The following is a 19857-nucleotide window of genomic DNA, read 5'->3' on the forward strand; positions in this document are numbered from 1 at the left end:
TCTCGCCTGGGGTGGAAACGGTTGGTCGCCGCAGCGACACAGTTACAGAATTTCGCCACAGTATACCATGAAGCCGCCTTTGTTGTTATGCAACGGTTGGAGCTGCGGTCACGTAACGCTATACTGCTTTTCTTTCTCACTGGTCAACTGTCGACACAACTATGCCCGTTTTTGCTTTACTTGCCCTTGTCGCCTACTCCTTCAGCCTCGCGCTGATCGTTCCCGGACTGTTGCAAAAAAACAGCGGCTGGCGGCGTATGGCTATTCTTTCTGCGGTCATCGCGCTGGTGTGCCACGCTGTCGCGCTGGAATCGCGTATTCTGCCCGGCGGCGACAGTGGACAAAACCTGAGCCTGCTGAATGTCGGTTCGCTGGTCAGTCTGATGATCTGCACGGTGATGACCGTTGTCGCGTCGCGTAACCGCGGCTGGCTACTTCTGCCCATCGTCTATGCCTTTGCGCTGATTAACCTGGCCTTCGCTACGTTCATGCCTAATGAATATATTACGCATCTGGAAGCGACCCCAGGCATGATGGTGCACATCGGACTGTCGCTTTTCTCTTACGCAACGCTGATAATCGCCGCTCTGTATGCGCTACAACTGGCGTGGATCGACTATCAGTTGAAGAACAAAAAGCTGGCGTTTAGTAATGAAATGCCGCCATTGATGAGCATTGAGCGCAAAATGTTTCATATTACGCAGATTGGCGTCGTACTGCTGACCCTTACCCTGTGTACCGGCCTGTTTTACATGCATAACCTGTTCAGTATGGAAAATATCGATAAAGCTGTGCTCTCTATCGTGGCATGGTTTGTCTATATTGTTCTGCTGTGGGGGCATTACCATGAGGGCTGGCGGGGTCGTCGGGTCGTGTGGTTTAACGTCGCAGGCGCGGGTATTCTGACGCTGGCCTATTTTGGTAGCCGCATATTACAGCAATTTGTAAGCTAAGCTTTTAAAGGAGTTTCCCCTGGAACACATCTCCACCACCACGCTGATTATCATATTAATCATCATGGTGGTCATCTCGGCCTATTTTTCCGGTTCCGAAACTGGAATGATGACGCTAAACCGTTACCGTTTACGCCATATGGCAAAGCAAGGTAATCGTTCGGCAAAACGGGTAGAAAAATTACTGCGTAAACCCGACCGACTGATAAGTCTGGTGCTGATCGGCAATAACCTGGTCAACATTCTTGCCTCGGCGCTCGGCACAATTGTGGGTATGCGGCTTTACGGCGACGCCGGCGTGGCTATCGCCACCGGCGTACTGACATTCGTCGTACTGATATTCGCCGAAGTCCTGCCCAAAACTATCGCCGCGCTCTATCCGGAAAAAGTGGCCTATCCCAGCAGCTTCCTGCTTGCGCCGTTACAGATACTGATGATGCCGCTGGTGTGGTTACTTAACACCATCACCCGCCTGCTGATGCGCCTGATGGGAATTAAAACGGATATCGTGGTCAGCGGGTCGTTAAGTAAAGAGGAATTACGCACTATCGTGCATGAATCCCGTTCGCAAATTTCTCGCCGCAATCAGGATATGCTGCTGTCGGTTCTCGATCTGGAAAAGGTCAGCGTGGATGACATCATGGTGCCGCGTAATGAAATTATCGGGATCGATATCAATGACGACTGGAAGTCTATCGAGCGGCAGCTTACCCACTCGCCGCACGGACGTATTGTGCTCTATCGCGATTCGCTGGATGACGCCATCAGTATGCTGCGCGTACGTGAAGCCTGGCGGTTAATGGCCGAGAAAAAAGAGTTCACTAAAGAGATGATGCTGCGCGCCGCCGATGAAATCTATTACGTCCCGGAAGGTACGCCGCTCAGTACGCAACTGATTAAATTTCAGCGCAATAAAAAGAAAGTCGGACTGGTCGTCAACGAATATGGCGATATCCAGGGGCTGGTTACCGTTGAAGATATTCTCGAAGAGATCGTCGGCGACTTCACCACGTCAATGTCGCCGACACTGGCGGAAGAGGTCACGCCGCAGAACGACGGCTCGGTTATTATTGACGGTACCGCCAACGTCCGGGAAATCAATAAAGCGTTTAACTGGCACCTGCCGGAAGACGACGCGCGTACCGTCAATGGCGTGATTCTGGAGGCGCTGGAGGAAATTCCGGTCGCTGGCACTCGCGTGCGCATTGAACAGTACGATATCGATATTCTCGACGTACAGGAAAATATGATTAAGCAGGTGAAGGTTGTACCGGTAAAACCGTTGCGGGAAAGCGTGGCGGAATAAACAGATAGCGATAGTAGGCCGGGTAAGGCGTTAACCGCTACCCGGCGCTACGAGAAGCAATTAGCCTTTGGCTTTCGCAACAGTTACCATCGCCGCGCGAATGGTACGGCCGTTCAGCGTATAGCCTTTCTGCATAATACCCAGCACATTGCCTGCCGGAATCTCTTCCGACTCCACCATCGCAATCGCCTGATGCACGTTCGGGTCCAGCGGCACGTTGGTTTCAGCAATCACTTCCACGCCGAACTTACGCACCACATCCAGCATAGACTTCAGCGTCAGCTCAATCCCTTCGACCATTGCCGCCATATCCGGATTGGCTTTGTCGGCGACTTCGAGCGCGCGATCCAGGCTATCGATTACCGGCAGCAATTCGTTGACGAACTTCTCCAGAGCGAATTTATGCGCTTTTTCGATATCCTGTTCGGTACGACGGCGCAGGTTTTCCATTTCCGCTTTGATACGCAACACGGTGTCGCGTTCGCGAGTCTGGGCTTCGGCAAGCTGAACTTCCAGATTCGCAATTTTTTCATCGCGCGGATCCACCTGCTCAGCAGAATCGTTTGGTTCAACTGCCTCAACCTCTTCGTGCTGATCCATGATAATTTCTTCCGGGGCTTGCCCCTCAGGCGTTTTCTGTTCTTTACTACTCATGAATTTCTCCGCGTTTTTTTTCGCATTCATCTCGCTAACTTCGCTTATTATGGGGATCAGATTCAGGGTTTCAAGGGAAGCACTCACATTGTCATCAATCTTCGCTACAAGGACCTCAGAAAAATGAATAATCATTTCAAGTGTATCGGCATTGTGGGGCATCCGCGTCATCCCACCGCACTCACGACACATGAAATGCTCTACCGCTGGCTATGCGCTCAGGGTTATGAGGTCATTGTGGAGCAACAAATCGCCCACGAATTACAGTTGAAAAATGTGCCAACCGGCACGCTGGCGGAAATTGGTCAACAGGCGGATCTGGCGGTAGTCGTGGGCGGCGACGGCAATATGCTTGGCGCAGCGCGTACGCTGGCGCGTTATGACATCAATGTGATTGGCATTAACCGCGGTAATCTTGGTTTTCTGACCGATCTCGATCCGGACAACGCCCTGCAACAGTTATCCGATGTGCTGGAAGGACGCTATATCTCCGAGAAACGTTTTCTGCTGGAAGCGCAGGTCTGTCAACAGGATTGCCAAAAGCGTATCAGCACCGCCATTAATGAAGTAGTACTGCATCCAGGAAAAGTGGCGCATATGATCGAGTTCGAGGTTTATATTGATGAAACCTTCGCTTTTTCGCAGCGATCTGATGGTCTGATCATCTCTACGCCGACCGGCTCCACCGCCTATTCGCTCTCCGCAGGCGGCCCTATTCTGACCCCTTCACTGGATGCGATCACCCTGGTGCCGATGTTCCCGCATACCTTGTCGGCGCGCCCGTTAGTCATTAACAGCAGTAGCACGATTCGTCTGCGTTTTTCGCATCGCCGTAGCGATCTGGAAATTAGCTGCGACAGCCAGATAGCGCTGCCTATTCAGGAAGGAGAAGATGTGCTGATTCGCCGCTGCGACTACCATCTCAACCTGATACATCCCAAAGATTATAGCTATTTCAATACATTAAGCACAAAGCTCGGCTGGTCAAAAAAATTATTCTAATTTTACGTCAGCCTCTTTACTGTATAAAAAACCAGTTTATACTGTATTTAATTACAGTTATGGTTTTTCATACAGGAAAACAGCTATGTTGGCGCAACTGACCATCAGCAATTTTGCTATCGTTCGTGAGCTTGAGATCGATTTTCAGAGCGGAATGACCGTCATCACCGGTGAAACCGGCGCGGGCAAATCTATTGCGATTGACGCCCTGGGCCTGTGTCTGGGCGGTCGCGCTGAGGCCGATATGGTCCGTACCGGAGCGACCCGCGCCGATTTGTGCGCCCGCTTTTCTCTGAAAGACACGCCTGCGGCATTGCGCTGGCTGGAAGAAAACCAGCTTGAAGAAGGGCGCGAATGCCTGCTTCGCCGCGTCATCAGCAGCGATGGTCGCTCACGGGGATTTATTAACGGCACCGCTGTGCCCCTGTCTCAATTGCGTGAGCTCGGTCAGTTGCTGATTCAAATTCATGGTCAACATGCGCACCAGCAGCTTACCAAACCCGAACAGCAAAAATCGCTGCTGGATAGCTATGCTAACGAATCCGCTTTAGCGCAGCAGATGGCCGCCCACTACCAATTATGGCATCAAAGCTGCCGCGATCTCGCCCATCACCAGCAACAAAGCCAGGAACGCGCCGCACGCGCGGAACTGCTGCAATATCAGTTAAAAGAGTTGAACGACTTTACCCCGCAGGCTGGCGAATTCGAGCAAATTGACGAAGAGTACAAACGGCTGGCTAACAGTGGGCAGTTGCTTACGACCAGCCAGAACGCTCTGGCGCTACTCGCGGACGGCGAAGACGTTAACCTGCAAAGCCAGTTATATAGCGCAAAACAACTGGTCAGCGAGCTGGTGGGTATGGACAGCAAGCTTTCCGGCATCCTGGATATGCTGGAAGAGGCCACTATCCAACTCACCGAAGCCAGCGATGAATTGCGCCACTATTGCGAGCGTCTGGATTTAGACCCTAATCGCCTGTTTGAGCTTGAACAGCGCATCGCTAAACAAATTTCGCTGGCGCGAAAACATCACGTCAGCCCGGAAGCGCTGCCGCAGCTTTATCAGTCACTGCTCGAAGAACAGCAGCAGCTCGACGATCAGGCCGATTCGCTGGAAACTCTGACGCTGGCGGTCAATAAGCATCACCAACAGGCGCTGGAAACGGCGCAAGCGCTGCATCAACAACGCCTGCTTTACGCCCAGGAACTGGGGCAGTTGATCACTGAAAGTATGCATTTACTTTCGATGCCGCACGGTCTGTTTACTATCGATGTGAAGTTTGATGAGCATCATCTGAGCAACGACGGCGCCGATCGCGTGGAGTTTAAAGTGACTACAAACCCAGGTCAGCCGCTACAACCTATTGCTAAAGTAGCATCTGGCGGTGAACTGTCGCGCATTGCGCTGGCTATTCAGGTGATTACCGCGCGCAAAATGGAAACGCCGGCGCTGATTTTTGACGAAGTCGATGTTGGCATCAGCGGCCCAACCGCCGCCGTGGTCGGTAAGCTCCTGCGTCAGCTTGGCGAATCCACCCAGGTGATGTGCGTCACTCACCTGCCACAGGTCGCCGGGTGCGGTCACCAGCACTTCTTTGTGAGTAAAGAAACGGACGGGGCAATGACCGAAACACATATGCAGCCTTTAGATAAACGTGCGCGTTTACAGGAACTGGCCCGCCTGTTGGGAGGAAGTGAAGTTACGCGTAATACGCTGGCAAACGCAAAAGAACTGCTGGCAGCGTAAACTTTTTTATCTCCCGAAGGTCTGAGTTCACAACAAAAACGCCGTAAGACCCGACAGCAAAAGGTTTTAAAGTGATGAAAGGTCTATTATCATCGGCATATTACATATGAGCCACGTACTGCTCAGGCCCGAAAAGGAACCCAATCACTATGCGCTGTAAAACGCTGACTGCTGCCGCAGCAGTACTCCTGATGTTGACCGCAGGCTGTTCCACTCTGGAGCGAGTGGTTTACCGACCTGACATCAATCAGGGGAACTATCTTACACCTACGGATGTTGCCAAAGTGCGTGTTGGTATGACGCAACAACAGGTGGCGTATGCTTTAGGCACGCCGATGATGTCCGATCCTTTTGGTACGAACACCTGGTTTTATGTTTTCCGCCAGCAGCCAGGACATGAGAACGTGACGCAGCAGACTCTGACGCTCACCTTTAACAGCAGCGGCGTGTTAACGAATATTGATAACAAACCGGCGTTGACGAAGTAATCTTGTGATATCGCCTGATGACGTTACGTTCATCAGGCCTGCAAAACTCTTCCCCGCCATTCGGTACGAGTTTGCCTGATGGCGCTACCCTTATCTGGCTTACAGACACACCTGCGCTTCAGGCCAGGTACGGCTTTCACACCGTTATCCGACAAAAGAGGCTAATTATCTGCCAGCCGATTTTTCGGCGCGCTGGCGGCGTAATGCCTTTGGATCTGCGATTAAGGGACGGTAAATTTCAACCCGATCGCCATCCTGCACCGTATCGGTGAGTTTTACCGGGCGACTGTAGATACCCACTTTATTTTTCGCCAGATCGATATCCGTGCGCAATTCCAGCAAGCCGGAAGCGCGAATCGCCTCTTCGACCGTCGCACCCTCTTCCAGCATTACGCGCTGCAAATACTGCTTTTCCGGCAGCGCATAAGCCACTTCAACTATAAGTTTATCCGGCACGGTAAACCTCTTTGGCACGGACCGTAAAAGCCTGCACCATGTTGGACGCTAACTCTTTGAATACACGACCAAACGCCAGCTCAATGAGTTTATTAGTAAACTCAAAATCAAGCTGAAACTCAATACGGCACGCCTCGGGGCTGAGCGGGGTAAATTTCCAGCCGCCGATCAACTTCTTAAAGGGACCATCAACCAGATGCATCAGAATGCTCTGGTTACGCGTTAGCTGATTACGCGTCGTAAACGTTTTGCTGATACCCGCCTTCGATACGTCAACAGCCGCCGTCATCTGTGCTGGCGATGATTCCAGGACACGACTGCCAACACACCCAGGCAAAAACTGGGGATACGATTGAACGTCATTCACTAACTGATACATCTGTTCCGCACTGTAGGGGACTAAAGCAGTCCGACTAATCTGAGGCATAGCAATTCCCATCAACATAAATCGTGTAAATAATACCACTTATCAGCGAGTAAAAAAAATGCTGTCCCCAACCGTCATGCCTTAATTGTGCGTGCATAGCCCAACTCATGCTAAGATAGATTTTTGCACCTCGTCAGGACGCAATGGGGTGTTTTCGATATCAGATTACCTATGAATTCACGACACTTATGACGAAGAAAAAAGCACATAAACCGGGCTCAGCCACCATCGCGCTGAATAAGCGCGCCCGGCACGAATACTTTATCGAAGAAGAGTTCGAGGCTGGTCTCGCCCTGCAAGGCTGGGAAGTAAAATCTCTGCGCGCAGGAAAAGCGAATATCGGCGACAGCTACGTTATCCTCAAAGATGGCGAGGCCTGGCTGTTTGGCGCAAACTTTACGCCGATGGCGGTGGCCTCTACACATGTCGTATGCGACCCAACCCGAACCCGCAAACTGTTGTTAAATCAGCGTGAGCTGGATTCGCTGTATGGCCGTATTAATCGTGAAGGTTATACTGTCGTCGCGCTTTCTCTGTACTGGAAAAATGCCTGGTGCAAAGTGAAGATCGGCGTGGCGAAAGGTAAAAAACAGCATGATAAACGTTCCGACCTTAAAGAACGTGAGTGGCAACTGGATAAAGCACGCATTATGAAAAATGCAGGCCGATAATAGACATTTTTTGTGACCAGCCTCTCAGTATGAAGCTGGTCAATATTCATATCTAATTAATGTGCCGAAAATATATTCTCTGCGTCTGGTACTTATCAAGAACAATAAATACCACATTTCATTAAGAATATATTCTTTGTTTTTAAAAAAGGTTTGTAGCCTAATAACGCAACATTTCAAATGATTTTTTTAAAATTTATTATCGTTGAATACCTTCACAAAAGGTATTGCTTTTATGTTAAAAAACAAAAACAAGAAAAAATAAAAAGTAATTATAAAACATAAACATAAATAAAAAATTATCTTTAGTTGTTAGCCTACCCTCCCCGCCTTAACACAAACTTCGTTATATTTCAGACGCACTAACATTTCTATCAATAGATCTTAATTTGCAGAAAAGTTTTTTTCTGACTATATCATCTAATACGAAAGCACTAGTCAGGCACAAAAAACAAAGGGTTATTCGGCGAGAAAACTACACCTTCACCTACGCTCATAAAAAAGAATATGGCTACGGAAATTCATCTCTCACGGTGAACGGGAAGGCTCGTCTACGCATTTTGCCCTGAACGTCGTGCCCGTTAATTAATACACAGAGCAAATCCATCAGGAGCTAATTTATGCGTCTACTCGCCGTGGTTTCGAAATTGACTGGCGTCTCCATGACTGTGGAATCCTCAGCGGTCACTCTTAACGCGCCTTCAATTGTTAAATTATCAGTGGCCCGGGATGAAATTAGTCAACTTACGCGCATTAATCAGGATCTGGTGGTGACGCTCCATTCCGGCGAAACGATCACGATTAAAAACTTTTACGTTACCAACGATCTGGGCGCAAGCCAGTTGGTACTGGCGGAAAACGATGGCACGTTATGGTGGGTGGAAAATCCGCAAGCGGGGCTACATTTTGAACAAATCGCTGATATTAATGAGCTGCTGGTCACTTCTGGCGCTTCCCATGAAGCAGGAGGCGCCGTTTGGCCGTGGGTACTGGCTGGCGCGGTGGCGGCTGGCGGCATTGCCGCTATCGCGTCTTCCGGCGGCGGCGATTCTCATCATCATTCGGATGGCGATAATCCGCCTCCCGATAACACCAATCCTGACGGTAATCCCCCTGATAACAGCAATCCCGGCGGCAGTAACCCCAACGGCAATAATCCAGGTAGCAGTAATCCTGTAGATACTACGCCGCCTCTCGCTCCCAGCGAATTATTGATTTCAGCGGACGGAAAAACGGTGAGCGGCGAGGCCGAAGCGGGCAGTACCATTACGATCAAAGATCCTTCAGGCAACGTCGTTGGCGAGGGCAAAGCGGATAGCGACGGTAAATTTAGTATTGATCTGACCGCGCCACAGCTTAGCGGCGAACAACTTACCGTGACCGCTACTGACGATGCCGGCAATACAGGCCCATCCGCAACCATCGATGCGCCCAACATTCCTCTCCCCGATACACCTGTTATCACCGCCGCTATCGACGATGCCGCTCCACTCACCGGCACGCTGAGCAATAACCAGTTTACGAACGATAATACCCCCACTCTGGAGGGAACCGGCAGCGCAGGCGCAGTCATCCATATTTACGCCAATGGTCAGGAAATAGGCTCAACAACGGTTGATACCAGCGGAAGCTGGCGTTTTGCCATTCCCGGCGCGCTAGCAGACGGAGAAAATCGTTTCACCGCCATTACAACTAATGTTAAAGGCGAAAGTAGCGAATCAGCCAGCTTTACGCTGACTATCGACACACTCAGCCCCGATGCCCCACTCGTTGAACTGATTGCCGATAACACCGGTTTGCTCACCGGGCCGCTACAGAATAATGACCGAACTGACGAGGCAAAACCGCTATTTTCCGGGCAGGGAGAGGCAGGCAATACCATCACGATAAAAGAAGGATCAACCGTTATCGGCAGCGCTATCGTAGACGAAAATGGACGCTGGACCTTTACGCCGACTACGCCGTTAAGCGATGGCGAACATACCTTTACCGTCGAACAGATCGACAAAGCCGGAAACGTGAGCAACGTGACCACAACGCCTACTATCATTGTGGACACTACGCCGCCTGACGCCGCTACCATTGATAATGTCGCGAAAGACGGCACAACCGTTAGCGGTACCGCTGAAGCTGGCAGTACCGTGTCGATCTATGACCCGGCGGGAAATTACCTGGGCTCCACGATTACCGGAGAAAATAACCAATTCAGCATCACGCTGAATCCGGCCCAGACCCACGGCGAGCGCCTGGAAGCGCGTATTCAGGACGCCGTCGGTAACATCGGCCCCGCCACAGAATTTACCGCTTCTGATTCACAGTATCCTGCCCAACCGATTATCCTTACCGTGACGGATGACGCTGGCACCGTTACCGGGCTGTTGAAAAATGGCGATGCCACGGATGATAACCGTCCAACCCTCAGCGGTACTGCCGAACCAGGCAGTACGATATCGATTAACGATAACGGCTTTCCTGTACCGACCCTTCCGCCCATTGTCGCTGATGCTGACGGCAAATGGAGCTTTACCCCCTCGCTTGCGCTTCCCGATGGCGACCATGTCTTCACCGCTACCGCGACAAACGATCGCGGCACCAGCGGGCAGTCCGTCTCCTTTACCATTGATATCGACACGCAGCCGCCAGTGCTGGAAAACCTGGCGGTTAGCGACGTCGGCGACAGACTCACCGGCACCACGGAAGCTGGCAGCACGGTGGTTATCAAAGACAGCCAGGGAAATACGCTCGGTAGAGGAACGGCAGGCGACGACGGCACCTTCTCAATAGGTATTAGCCCGGCGAAAATTAACGGTGAAACATTAAGCATTAGCGTTACCGATAAAGCCGCGAATAGCGGTCCGGTAGAAACTCTGAGCGCACCGGATAAAACTGCGCCTGCAGCACCGGACGGCCTTATTGTGGCGACCGACGGTCTGTCCGTAAGCGGTCAGGCGGAAGCCGGGGCAACGGTCACTATCCGCGACAGTAGCAATACCATACTTGGCAGCGCCGTCGCTAACGGCAGTGGACAATTTATCGTTCCGCTGAATACGGCGCAAACTAACGGCCAGGCGCTTATCGCTACCGCCACCGATATAGCGAACAACGAAAGCGCCGCCGCGACGGTCATCGCGCCGGACAGTACCGCGCCGGAAATGCCGAAAAACGTGGTAATTAGTGAGGATGGCGCCAGTATCAGCGGCACCGCCGAACCGGGTAGCTCCATTACGATCACCACGCCGGACGGCACGCCGCTCGGTAGCGGAAAAGTAGATAGCGAAGGTCATTTTACCCTTCCCCTCGTCCCCGCACAGACGAACGGCGAACAGGTTACCGTCACCGCCACCGACAACGCCAACAACGTCAGCCCGCCAACCACAGCGCAAGCGCCCGATATCACCGCCCCGGATAAGCCCATTATCACTCAGGTGCTGGACGATGTTGAAAGTATTACCGGGCCACTGGTTAACGGACAAACCACCAACGACAACCGCCCCACCCTTAGCGGTACGGCGGAGGCTGGCGCGCGCGTCGAAGTCTTTGATAACGGCGTTTCGCTGGGACTCGCCACGCTACAGCCCAACGGCGGCTGGACGTTTACGCCGTCGCAAAATTTAGGCGAAGGCGCGCATCGACTAACCGTAATCGCAACCGACGCTAAAGGCAATGCAAGTCCAGCCGCTTCATTCGACCTGGTGGTCGATACGCAATCGCCGCAGCAGCCGGTAATCACCTTCATTACAGATGATGCGCCGGGTATTCTCGGTAGCGTCGCGCATCTGGGGCTCACTAACGACAGCACGCCAACGATTAACGGTACAGGTGAACCGGGCTCCACAGTACACCTGTATCAGAACGGTACCCGGATGGCCGATATTATCGTCGGTAATTCCGGCGTCTGGAGCTACGCCTACACCACGGCCTCGCCACTGGCGGACAACACCTACACCTTTACCGTGACGGCCAGCGACAGTAACGGCAACACCACGCCTTTTTCCGCCGATTTTACGATTACCATTGATACTCAGGCCCCTGCCGCACCCGGCGTTATCGGCGTGGCTGACGGCGACGGAAATACGATTGATACCAATCAGATTACCCAGGAATCCCGGCCCCGGTTGAGCGGTAGCGGCACCGCAGGCGACACAATCATCCTTTACGATAACGGCAATGCTATAGGTCAGGCGTTGGTCGGCGCGGACGGTCGCTGGCAGTTTACACCGCCTGCCGCACTGGGCGACGGCACCCACCTTCTGACTGCTCGCGCCAACGATCCGGCGGGGAACGAAAGCCCCGAATCCATCAGCTTTACCCTACGCGTAGATACCCAGGCACCGGATGCGCCGCAGATCGTGTCAGCCGCTATCGCAGGCGGAGAAGGCGAGGTGTTGCTGGCAAACGGCAGTATTACCAATCAGCGTATGCCGACCCTCAGCGGCACCGGCGAACCCGGCGCCATCATCACCCTGTACAACAACGGGGCTGTACTGGATACCGTCCAGGTCAATCCACAGGGTAGCTGGACCTATCCGCTAACCAGTAATCTTAGCGAAGGGTTAAACGTACTGACGGCCACTGCCACGGATGCCGCGGGCAATAGTAGCCCGACCTCCGGTGTCTTCTCCGTCACGCTTGATACCCTGCCTCCAGCGCAGCCTGACGCGCCGCTGATCAGTGATAACGTCGCGCCGGTTATCGGCAACATCGGCAATAATGGTGCAACGAACGACACCACGCCGACCTTCAGCGGCACGGGAGAGATCGGCAGCACGATTATTCTCTACAATAATGGCAGTGAAATTGGCCGCACAACGGTAAGCGATAACGGAAGCTGGAACTTTACGCCTGCGGCACTGACGCCAGGAACCTATATCATTACCGTCACGGAAACCGATGTAGCGGGCAATATCAGTCCACCTTCCGCCTCAGTCACTTTTGCGGTAGACACGACTGCGCCCGCAAATCCGGTTATCACTTTTGCCGAAGATAACGTCGGCGATGTACAGGATAATATTGTCAGCGGCGCAACCACTGACGACAATACGCCAGTCATTCACGGCACTGGCGACATCGGCAGCGTAATTACGCTCTATAACGGCAGCAGCGTTTTAGGCGTCGTCACCGTCGATGAGACCGGCACCTGGACGCTGCCGGTGACCAGCGCGTTGCCGGATGGCGTCTACACCCTGACCGCCATTGCCGCCGATGCCGCCGGAAACAGCAGCGGCGTATCGAACAGCTTTACCTTCACCATCGATACCGTACCGTTGCAGCCGCCCGTCGTTAACGAAATCCTCGACGATGTTGCGCCAGTGACCGGGCCATTAACCGATGGCGCCTTTACTAACGATCGGACGCTGACTATCAACGGCAGCGGCGAAAACGGCAGCATCGTCACGATTTACGACAATGGCGCAGAAATCGGTACGGCGCTTGTTATCGACGGAAACTGGACATTCAATACGCCAGTATTGTCAGAAGCCAGTCATGCGCTAACCTTCAGCGCGACTGACGGCGCTGGAAATACCACGGCGCAAACCCAGCCGATCACCATTACCGTGGACGTCACCGCCCCGCCCGCGCCAACAGTCCAGACGGTGGCTGACGATGGTACGCGCGTCGCCGGACTTGCCGATCCTTACGCGACCGTTGAAATTCGTAATGCCGATGGCACCCTGGTCGGCAGCGCTGTCGCTAATAGCACTGGTGAATTCGCCGTCACGCTCAGTCCGGCGCAAACCGATGGCGGTACGCTAACGGCGATCGCTATCGATCGCGCGGGGAATAACGGCCCGGCTGCGGATTTCCTCGCCTCCGACAGCGGTCTGCCCACCGTCCCGACCATCACTGCGATTGAAGATAATGTCGGGAGCGTACAGGGGAATATTGCGGCGGGCGGCGCCACGGACGACACCACGCCGACGCTGCGCGGAACCACCGATATCGGCTCTACCGTTGAAGTCTTCATTGATGGCGATTCGGCAGGCTTTGCCACCGTTGACGCCAGCGGGAACTGGATCTTTGAGATCGCTACGCCATTAAGCGAAAGCGCACATAACTTCACCGTCCAGGCAACCAATGCGCAGGGCCAGGGCGGCCTGTCCGCACCGGTCGGGATCACTATCGATCTTAGCGCGCCGGCGCAACCGGTTATTACCAGCGCAACGGATGATGTCCCCGGCGTGATCGGTACGCTGGTTAACGGCGCGCTCACCAATGATTCACGCCCGACGCTCAACGGGACGGGAGAAGCTGGCGCCACGATCCGCATTCTGGATAACGGCGTAGAAATCGGTTCCGCCACGGTAGATCAAAGCGGTAACTGGCGCTTCACCCCGAACGCGCCGCTGGAGAGCAACACCCATCTATTCACCGCCGTGGCGACCGATCCCGCCGGCAATAGCGGCCAGCCTTCTGATGGCTTTACGCTGAACATTGATGCGCAGGCGCCAGATGTACCGGTTATCACCTCCGTGATTGACGATAACAATCAACCAACCGTCCCGGTGTTACCGGGGCAATCAACCGACGATCGGCAGCCAATACTGAACGGAACTGGCGAACCTGGCGCGACAATCACCATTTTTGACAACGGTACGCCGCTTGGCACAGCTCTGGTAGGCGAAAACGGTAGCTGGACCTTCCCGGTGTCCGGCAATTTGTCAGAGGGAAGCCATAATCTGACGGTTAGCGCTACCGATCCGGCGGGCAATACCAGCGCTGTCTCCGCGCCGTGGACGATCGTGGTCGATATTACGCCTCCCGCGAGCCCGATTCTCACCTCCGTCGTGGATGACCAGCCCGGCATTACCGGCAACCTGGTCAGCGGGCAGCTAACGAACGATGCGACGCCCACCCTGAACGGGCGCGGAGAGGCTGGCGCGACGATTAATGTCTATCTTGACGGTAATCCAACGTCCATCGGTACAACGACGGTGAATAGCGACGGCACGTGGAGTTTCACACCGCAGACGCCGCTTGCAAACGGCAACCACACGCTCACCCTTAGCGCCACCGATCCGGCGGGTAATAGCAGCGCGGTGTCCAGCGGATTTGTGCTGACGATTGACGCTACACCGCCCGCCGCGCCGGTTATCGCCAGCGTGGCAGACAATACGGCACCGGTAACGGGCATCGTCCCCAATGGCGGCTCGACGAACGAAACCCGACCGACGCTCTCGGGTACCGGTGAGGCGGGTGCAACCCTCTCGATTTATAATGGCAGCGCGCTGGTCGGCACGGCGCAAGTTCAGTCCAACGGTAGCTGGAGCTTTACACCGTCTACCTCCCTGGGTGCGGGTGTCTGGAACCTGACGGCGACAGCAACCGATGCGGCCGGCAATACCAGCGCCGCGTCCGAAACACGCTCGTTCACTATTGATACCACGGCTCCCGCCGCGCCTGTTATTGACACGGTTTACGACGGTACGGGACCCATTACCGGCAATCTGAGTTCAGGGCAGATCACCGACGAGGCGCGCCCTGTCATTAGCGGCACCCGTGAAGCCAACACAACTATTCGTCTCTACGATAACGGCACGCTGCTGGCTGAAATTCCCGCCGACAATAGCAGTAGTTGGCGCTACACGCCCAACGCCTCTCTGGCGACGGGAAACCATGTAATTACCGTCATTGCTGTTGATGCCGCAGGCAACGCCAGCCCCGTTTCGGACAGCGTTAATTTCGTCGTCGATACCACGCCGCCGCTGGCGCCGGTAATCACGTCAGTCAGTGACGATCAGGCGCCAGGCCTCGGCACAATCGCGAACGGCCAAAGTACCAACGATCCTACGCCAATCTTCAGCGGCACCGCAGAAGCCGGCGCCACGATCACGCTCTATGAAAATGGTACGGTCATTGGCACGACAACGGCTCAGCCTGGCGGCGCATGGAGCGTCTCCACCTCAACGCTGGCAAGCGGAACGCACGTCATCACCGCCGTCGCCACCGATGCCGCCGGAAACAACAGCCCGAACAGTACAGCCTTCACCCTGACGGTCGATACCACCGCGCCGCAGACGCCGATCCTGACGTCCGTGGTGGATGACGTAGCGGGTGGGGTAACAGGAAATCTCGCTAATGGTCAGATAACCAATGATAACCGCCCTACTCTGAACGGTACTGCCGAAGCGGGCAGCGTGGTCAGTATTTATGACGGCGGCACTCTGCTTGGCGTTACCTCGGCTAACGCGGACGGCGCGTGGAGCTTCACGCCGACTACAGGGTTAAGCGACGGCACGCGTACGTTAACAGTGACCGCCACCGACCCGGCAGGCAATATTAGCCCGGCAACCAGCGATTTTACTATAGTGGTCGATACCCTTGCGCCAACGGTTCCGCTTATAACCAGCATCGTTGATGATGTACCGAACAATACCGGCGCCATTGGCAATGGACAATCGACCAATGACACACAGCCGACGCTCAACGGTACCGCGGAAGCCAACAGCGCGGTAAGTATCTTCGATAATGGCGCGCTGGTCGCGACCGTGAACGCCAATGCCAGCGGCAACTGGAGCTGGACGCCAACCGCCGCGCTCGGCCAGGGAAGTCACGCCTATCGCGTTAGCGCCGCCGATGCGGCTGGCAACGTTAGCGCCGCTTCGCCATCGACAACGATTATCGTGGATACCATTGCGCCCGGCGCGCCCGGCAACCTGGTCATCAATGCTATCGGTAATCGCGTGACGGGCACCGCGGAAGCGGGTAGTACGGTGACAATTACCTCTGATACTGGTGTGGTACTGGGAACCGCCATCGCCGACGGTACAGGCAGCTTCACCGCCACACTCACGCCCGCGCAGACCAACGGTCAGCCGCTGCTGGCATTTGCCCAGGATAAAGCAGGCAACACGGGTATTGCCGCCGGATTTACCGCGCCCGATACGCGCGTACCGGAAGCGCCGATCATCACCAACGTAGTGGATGATGTGGGTATTTATACCGGCGCTATCGCTAATGGTCAGGTCACTAATGACGCACAACCCACATTGAATGGTACCGCTCAGGCGGGCGCCACGGTGAATATTTATAACAACGGGGCGCTGCTCGGCACCACCACGGCGAACGCCAGCGGAAACTGGAGCTTTACCCCGACAGGCAATTTGACCGAAGGCAGCCACGCCTTCACCGCCACCGCGACTAACGCCAACGGAACAGGCAGCGTCTCCACCGCCGCGACGGTGATTGTCGATACGCTGGCGCCCGGAACACCGTCAGGTACGCTCAGCACCGATGGCGGTTCACTTTCCGGACTGGCAGAGGCAAACAGCATCGTAACCGTCACGCTGGCGGGCGGCGTGACGCTCACCACCACCGCCGGCAGCAACGGCGCATGGTCTCTTACCTTGCCGACAAAACAAATTGAAGGTCAACTCATTAACGTGACGGCGACTGACGCTGCGGGTAACGCCTCCGGCACGTTAGGCATTACCGCGCCGGTTCTGCCGCTGGCGGCAAGGGATAATATCACCAGCCTTGATCTGACCTCTACCGCCACTACCAGTACGCAAAACTATTCGGATTACGGCCTGCTGCTGGTTGGCGCGCTTGGCAATGTCGCCTCGGTTCTGGGTAACGATACCGCTCAGGTTGAGTTCACCATTGCTGAAGGTGGTACGGGAGACGTAACCATCGATGCCGCCGCAACGGGAATCGTGCTTTCGCTTCTCAGCACTCAGGAGATTGTGGTACAGCGCTACGACACCAGCCTCGGCGCCTGGACGACGATCGTCAACACCGCCGTTGGCGACTTCGCGAACTTGCTTACCCTGACCGGGAGCGGCGTCACCCTGAACCTGAGCGGACTGAGCGAAGGCCAGTACCGGGTACTCACTTATAACACCAGTCTGCTCGCCACCGGGTCGTATACCAGCCTGGATGTCGATGTACACCAGACCAGCGCGGGTATTATTAGCGGGCCAACGAGTAGTACTGGCAACGTCATGGCCGATGATACCGCACCGACGGGCACTACGGTCACCGCCATCACCAACGCCAACGGCGTCAGTACGCTGGTCGGCGCGGGCGGCGTGGATATTCAGGGGCAATACGGCACGCTGCACATTAATCAGGATGGCAGTTACACCTACACTCTGACTAACCCTACGGCAGGATATGGACATAAAGAGAGCTTCACCTACACCATCACCCAGAATGGCGTCGGTAGCAGCGCCGCGCAATTGGTTATCAATCTGGGTCCCGCGCCTGTAGCGAGCAGCGTGGTGGCGACAGACAATAACGCCTCTCTGGTCTTTGATACCCACGTTAGCTACGTCAACAACGGTCCCTCGACACAAAGCGGCGTCACGGTATTAAGCGTCGGACTTGGTAATGTACTGAACGCGAATCTGCTTGATGATATGGCTAATCCGATCATCTTTAACGTTGAAGAAGGCGCTACGCGAACCATGACGTTACAGGGAACCGTCGGTGGCGTCTCACTGGTCTCCACGTTCGATCTGTACGTTTATCGCTTCAACGATGCCATTCAGCAATATGAGCAGTTCCGGGTGCAAAAGGGCTGGATTAACACCCTGCTGTTAGCCGGACAGTCCCAGCCGCTGACCCTGACGTTGCCTGGCGGCGAATACCTGTTCGTGCTGAATACCGCCAGCGGCATTAGCGTCCTCACTGGCTATACGTTGGCGATTTCCCAGGATCACACCTATGCCGTTGACAGTATCACCGCCAACACCACCGGCAACGTGCTGACCAATGATGTCGCCCCTTCCAACGCCCTCCTCACTGAAGTGAACGGCGTGGCGATTTCTGCGACCGGCACGACGGAGGTAAACGGGCTGTATGGCACGCTCACCATTGACGCAAGAGGCAACTATACCTACACGTTGAAGAACGGTGTCGGCGCCGACAGCATTAAAACGCCGGACAGCTTTATTTATACGGTCAAAGCGCCAAACGGCGATACCGATACGGCCTCGCTCAATATCACGCCAACCGCCAGGGCGCTGGATGCGATTAATGATGTCAGCGATACCCTTAGCGTCGCCACGCTTCAGGACACCGCCGCCTGGCTGGACGCCAGCGTCGGCAGCGCCAGTTGGGGACTACTCGGCAAATCGGGCAGCGGGAGCGGCACCTTTGACGTTGCAACGGGGACCGTGCTTAAAGGCGCATCACTGGTCTTTGATGTCTCCACGCTCATTACGCTGGGCAATCTGAATATTAGCTGGGCCATTCAGGAGAACGGGACCGTCATACGCAACGGAACCGTTCCGGTGGCGAATATCACGCTGGGTGGCGCGACGGTGACCGTCAACCTGAGCGGCCTGGAGCTGGATGCAGGAACGTACACGCTTAACTTCACTGGCACCAATACCCTGGCCGGGGCGGCGACGATCACACCACGCGTCATCGGCACCACCGTCGATCTGGATAATTTTGAAACGTCCGGAACGCATACCGTTCTCGGCAATATTTTTGACGGCAGCGATGCGGCGGGGGCGATGGATCAGCTTAATACGGTGAATACCCGCCTGAGCATTAGCGGGTATAACGGCAGCGCCGCTACGCTGGACGCCGCAGCGAATACCACCAGCGCTACAATTCAGGGACATTACGGCACATTGCAAATTAACCTCGATGGCGCCTACACCTACACCCTGAATAATGGCGTCGCGATGTCGTCCATCACCAGTAAAGAGGTCTTTACCTATCAACTGGATGACAAGATGGGTCATACGGATAGCGCCACATTGACCATTGATATGGCACCGCAAATCGTCAGTACCAACCAAAACGATGTTCTCATCGGCTCCGCCTATGGCGATACGCTGATTTACCACCTGTTAAACGGCGCGGACGCGACCGGCGGTAACGGCGCCGATCGCTGGCAAAACTTCTCCACCGCGCAGGGCGATAAGATCGATATTCACGAACTACTGACCGGCTGGGATCACCAGGCGGCGACGCTGGGTAACTTTGTTCAGGTTCATATCAGCGGCGCCAATACGGTGATATCCGTCGATCGCGACGGTGCCGGCAGCGCGTTTAAATCAACTGACCTTGTCACTCTGGAGAATGTGCAGTTCACGCTAAATGATCTGTTGCAGAACAACCACCTGATCACCGGCGGTTGATGAAAAAAGCCCCGGACGCTACGACGTTCGGGGCAACAAGCTGTGATATTTAAAAGGG

Annotated in this window: 10 protein-coding genes; 7 read left to right on the top strand and 3 right to left on the bottom strand. The window is 54.7% G+C overall.

Translation table 11 applies throughout. The annotated features are described in order from the left end of the window. Nucleotides 1–161 precede the first annotated feature (161 nt). On the top strand, nt 162–953 hold the full coding sequence (locus AC3G3F_RS18625) for a cytochrome C assembly family protein (RefSeq protein ID WP_001664422.1): 792 nt from the start codon (nt 162–164) through the stop codon (nt 951–953). Nucleotides 954–972: 19 nt separating this feature from the next. Continuing rightward, a complete protein-coding gene (locus AC3G3F_RS18630) occupies nt 973–2259 on the top strand; it encodes an HlyC/CorC family transporter (RefSeq protein WP_127624524.1) in 1287 nt (428 codons plus the stop codon). Between the two features lie 60 nt (nt 2260–2319). On the opposite strand, the gene grpE is transcribed toward AC3G3F_RS18630, so the two are convergent. Next, complete coding sequence (gene grpE / locus AC3G3F_RS18635) at nt 2320–2913, bottom strand: nucleotide exchange factor GrpE (protein ID WP_023180624.1); 594 nt, start codon at nt 2911–2913, stop codon at nt 2320–2322. 123 nt (nt 2914–3036) lie between these two features. On the opposite strand from grpE, the gene nadK reads away from it, so the two are divergent. The 3 genes from nadK to bamE all read left to right on the top strand — a co-directional run bounded on the left by nadK (nt 3037) and on the right by bamE (nt 6150). Then, a complete protein-coding gene (nadK, locus tag AC3G3F_RS18640) occupies nt 3037–3915 on the top strand; it encodes an NAD(+) kinase (protein ID WP_053508969.1) in 879 nt (292 codons plus the stop codon). 85 nt (nt 3916–4000) lie between these two features. Then, the gene (recN, locus tag AC3G3F_RS18645) at nt 4001–5662 is read left to right on the top strand and encodes a DNA repair protein RecN (protein ID WP_053508971.1); all 1662 of its coding nucleotides are present in this window, start codon (nt 4001–4003) and stop codon (nt 5660–5662) included. Between the two features lie 149 nt (nt 5663–5811). Next, nucleotides 5812–6150, top strand: coding sequence for an outer membrane protein assembly factor BamE (gene bamE, locus AC3G3F_RS18650; protein ID WP_001203442.1), 339 nt, complete (start codon nt 5812–5814; stop codon nt 6148–6150). Between the two features lie 165 nt (nt 6151–6315). On the opposite strand, the gene AC3G3F_RS18655 is transcribed toward bamE, so the two are convergent. Then, nucleotides 6316–6606, bottom strand: a complete 291-nt coding sequence (locus tag AC3G3F_RS18655; RefSeq protein WP_053508972.1) for an RnfH family protein — start codon at nt 6604–6606, stop codon at nt 6316–6318. Further along, nucleotides 6596–7033 (bottom strand): type II toxin-antitoxin system RatA family toxin, encoded by a 438-nt coding sequence (locus AC3G3F_RS18660; protein ID WP_001543334.1) that lies wholly within the window; start codon nt 7031–7033, stop codon nt 6596–6598. Before AC3G3F_RS18660 ends, AC3G3F_RS18655 begins: the two co-directional genes overlap by 11 nt. Nucleotides 7034–7221: 188 nt before the next feature. Between AC3G3F_RS18660 and smpB the strand changes: the two genes are divergently transcribed. Next, nucleotides 7222–7704, top strand: coding sequence for an SsrA-binding protein SmpB (gene smpB, locus AC3G3F_RS18665; RefSeq protein ID WP_001518569.1), 483 nt, complete (start codon nt 7222–7224; stop codon nt 7702–7704). Nucleotides 7705–8324: 620 nt separating this feature from the next. Continuing rightward, a complete protein-coding gene (gene bapA, locus AC3G3F_RS18670; RefSeq protein WP_488395521.1) occupies nt 8325–19799 on the top strand; it encodes a biofilm-associated protein BapA in 11475 nt (3824 codons plus the stop codon). The last annotated feature ends 58 nt before the right edge of the window (nt 19800–19857 follow it).

The sequence above is a fragment of the Salmonella sp. FC25216 genome, assembly GCF_057751355.1.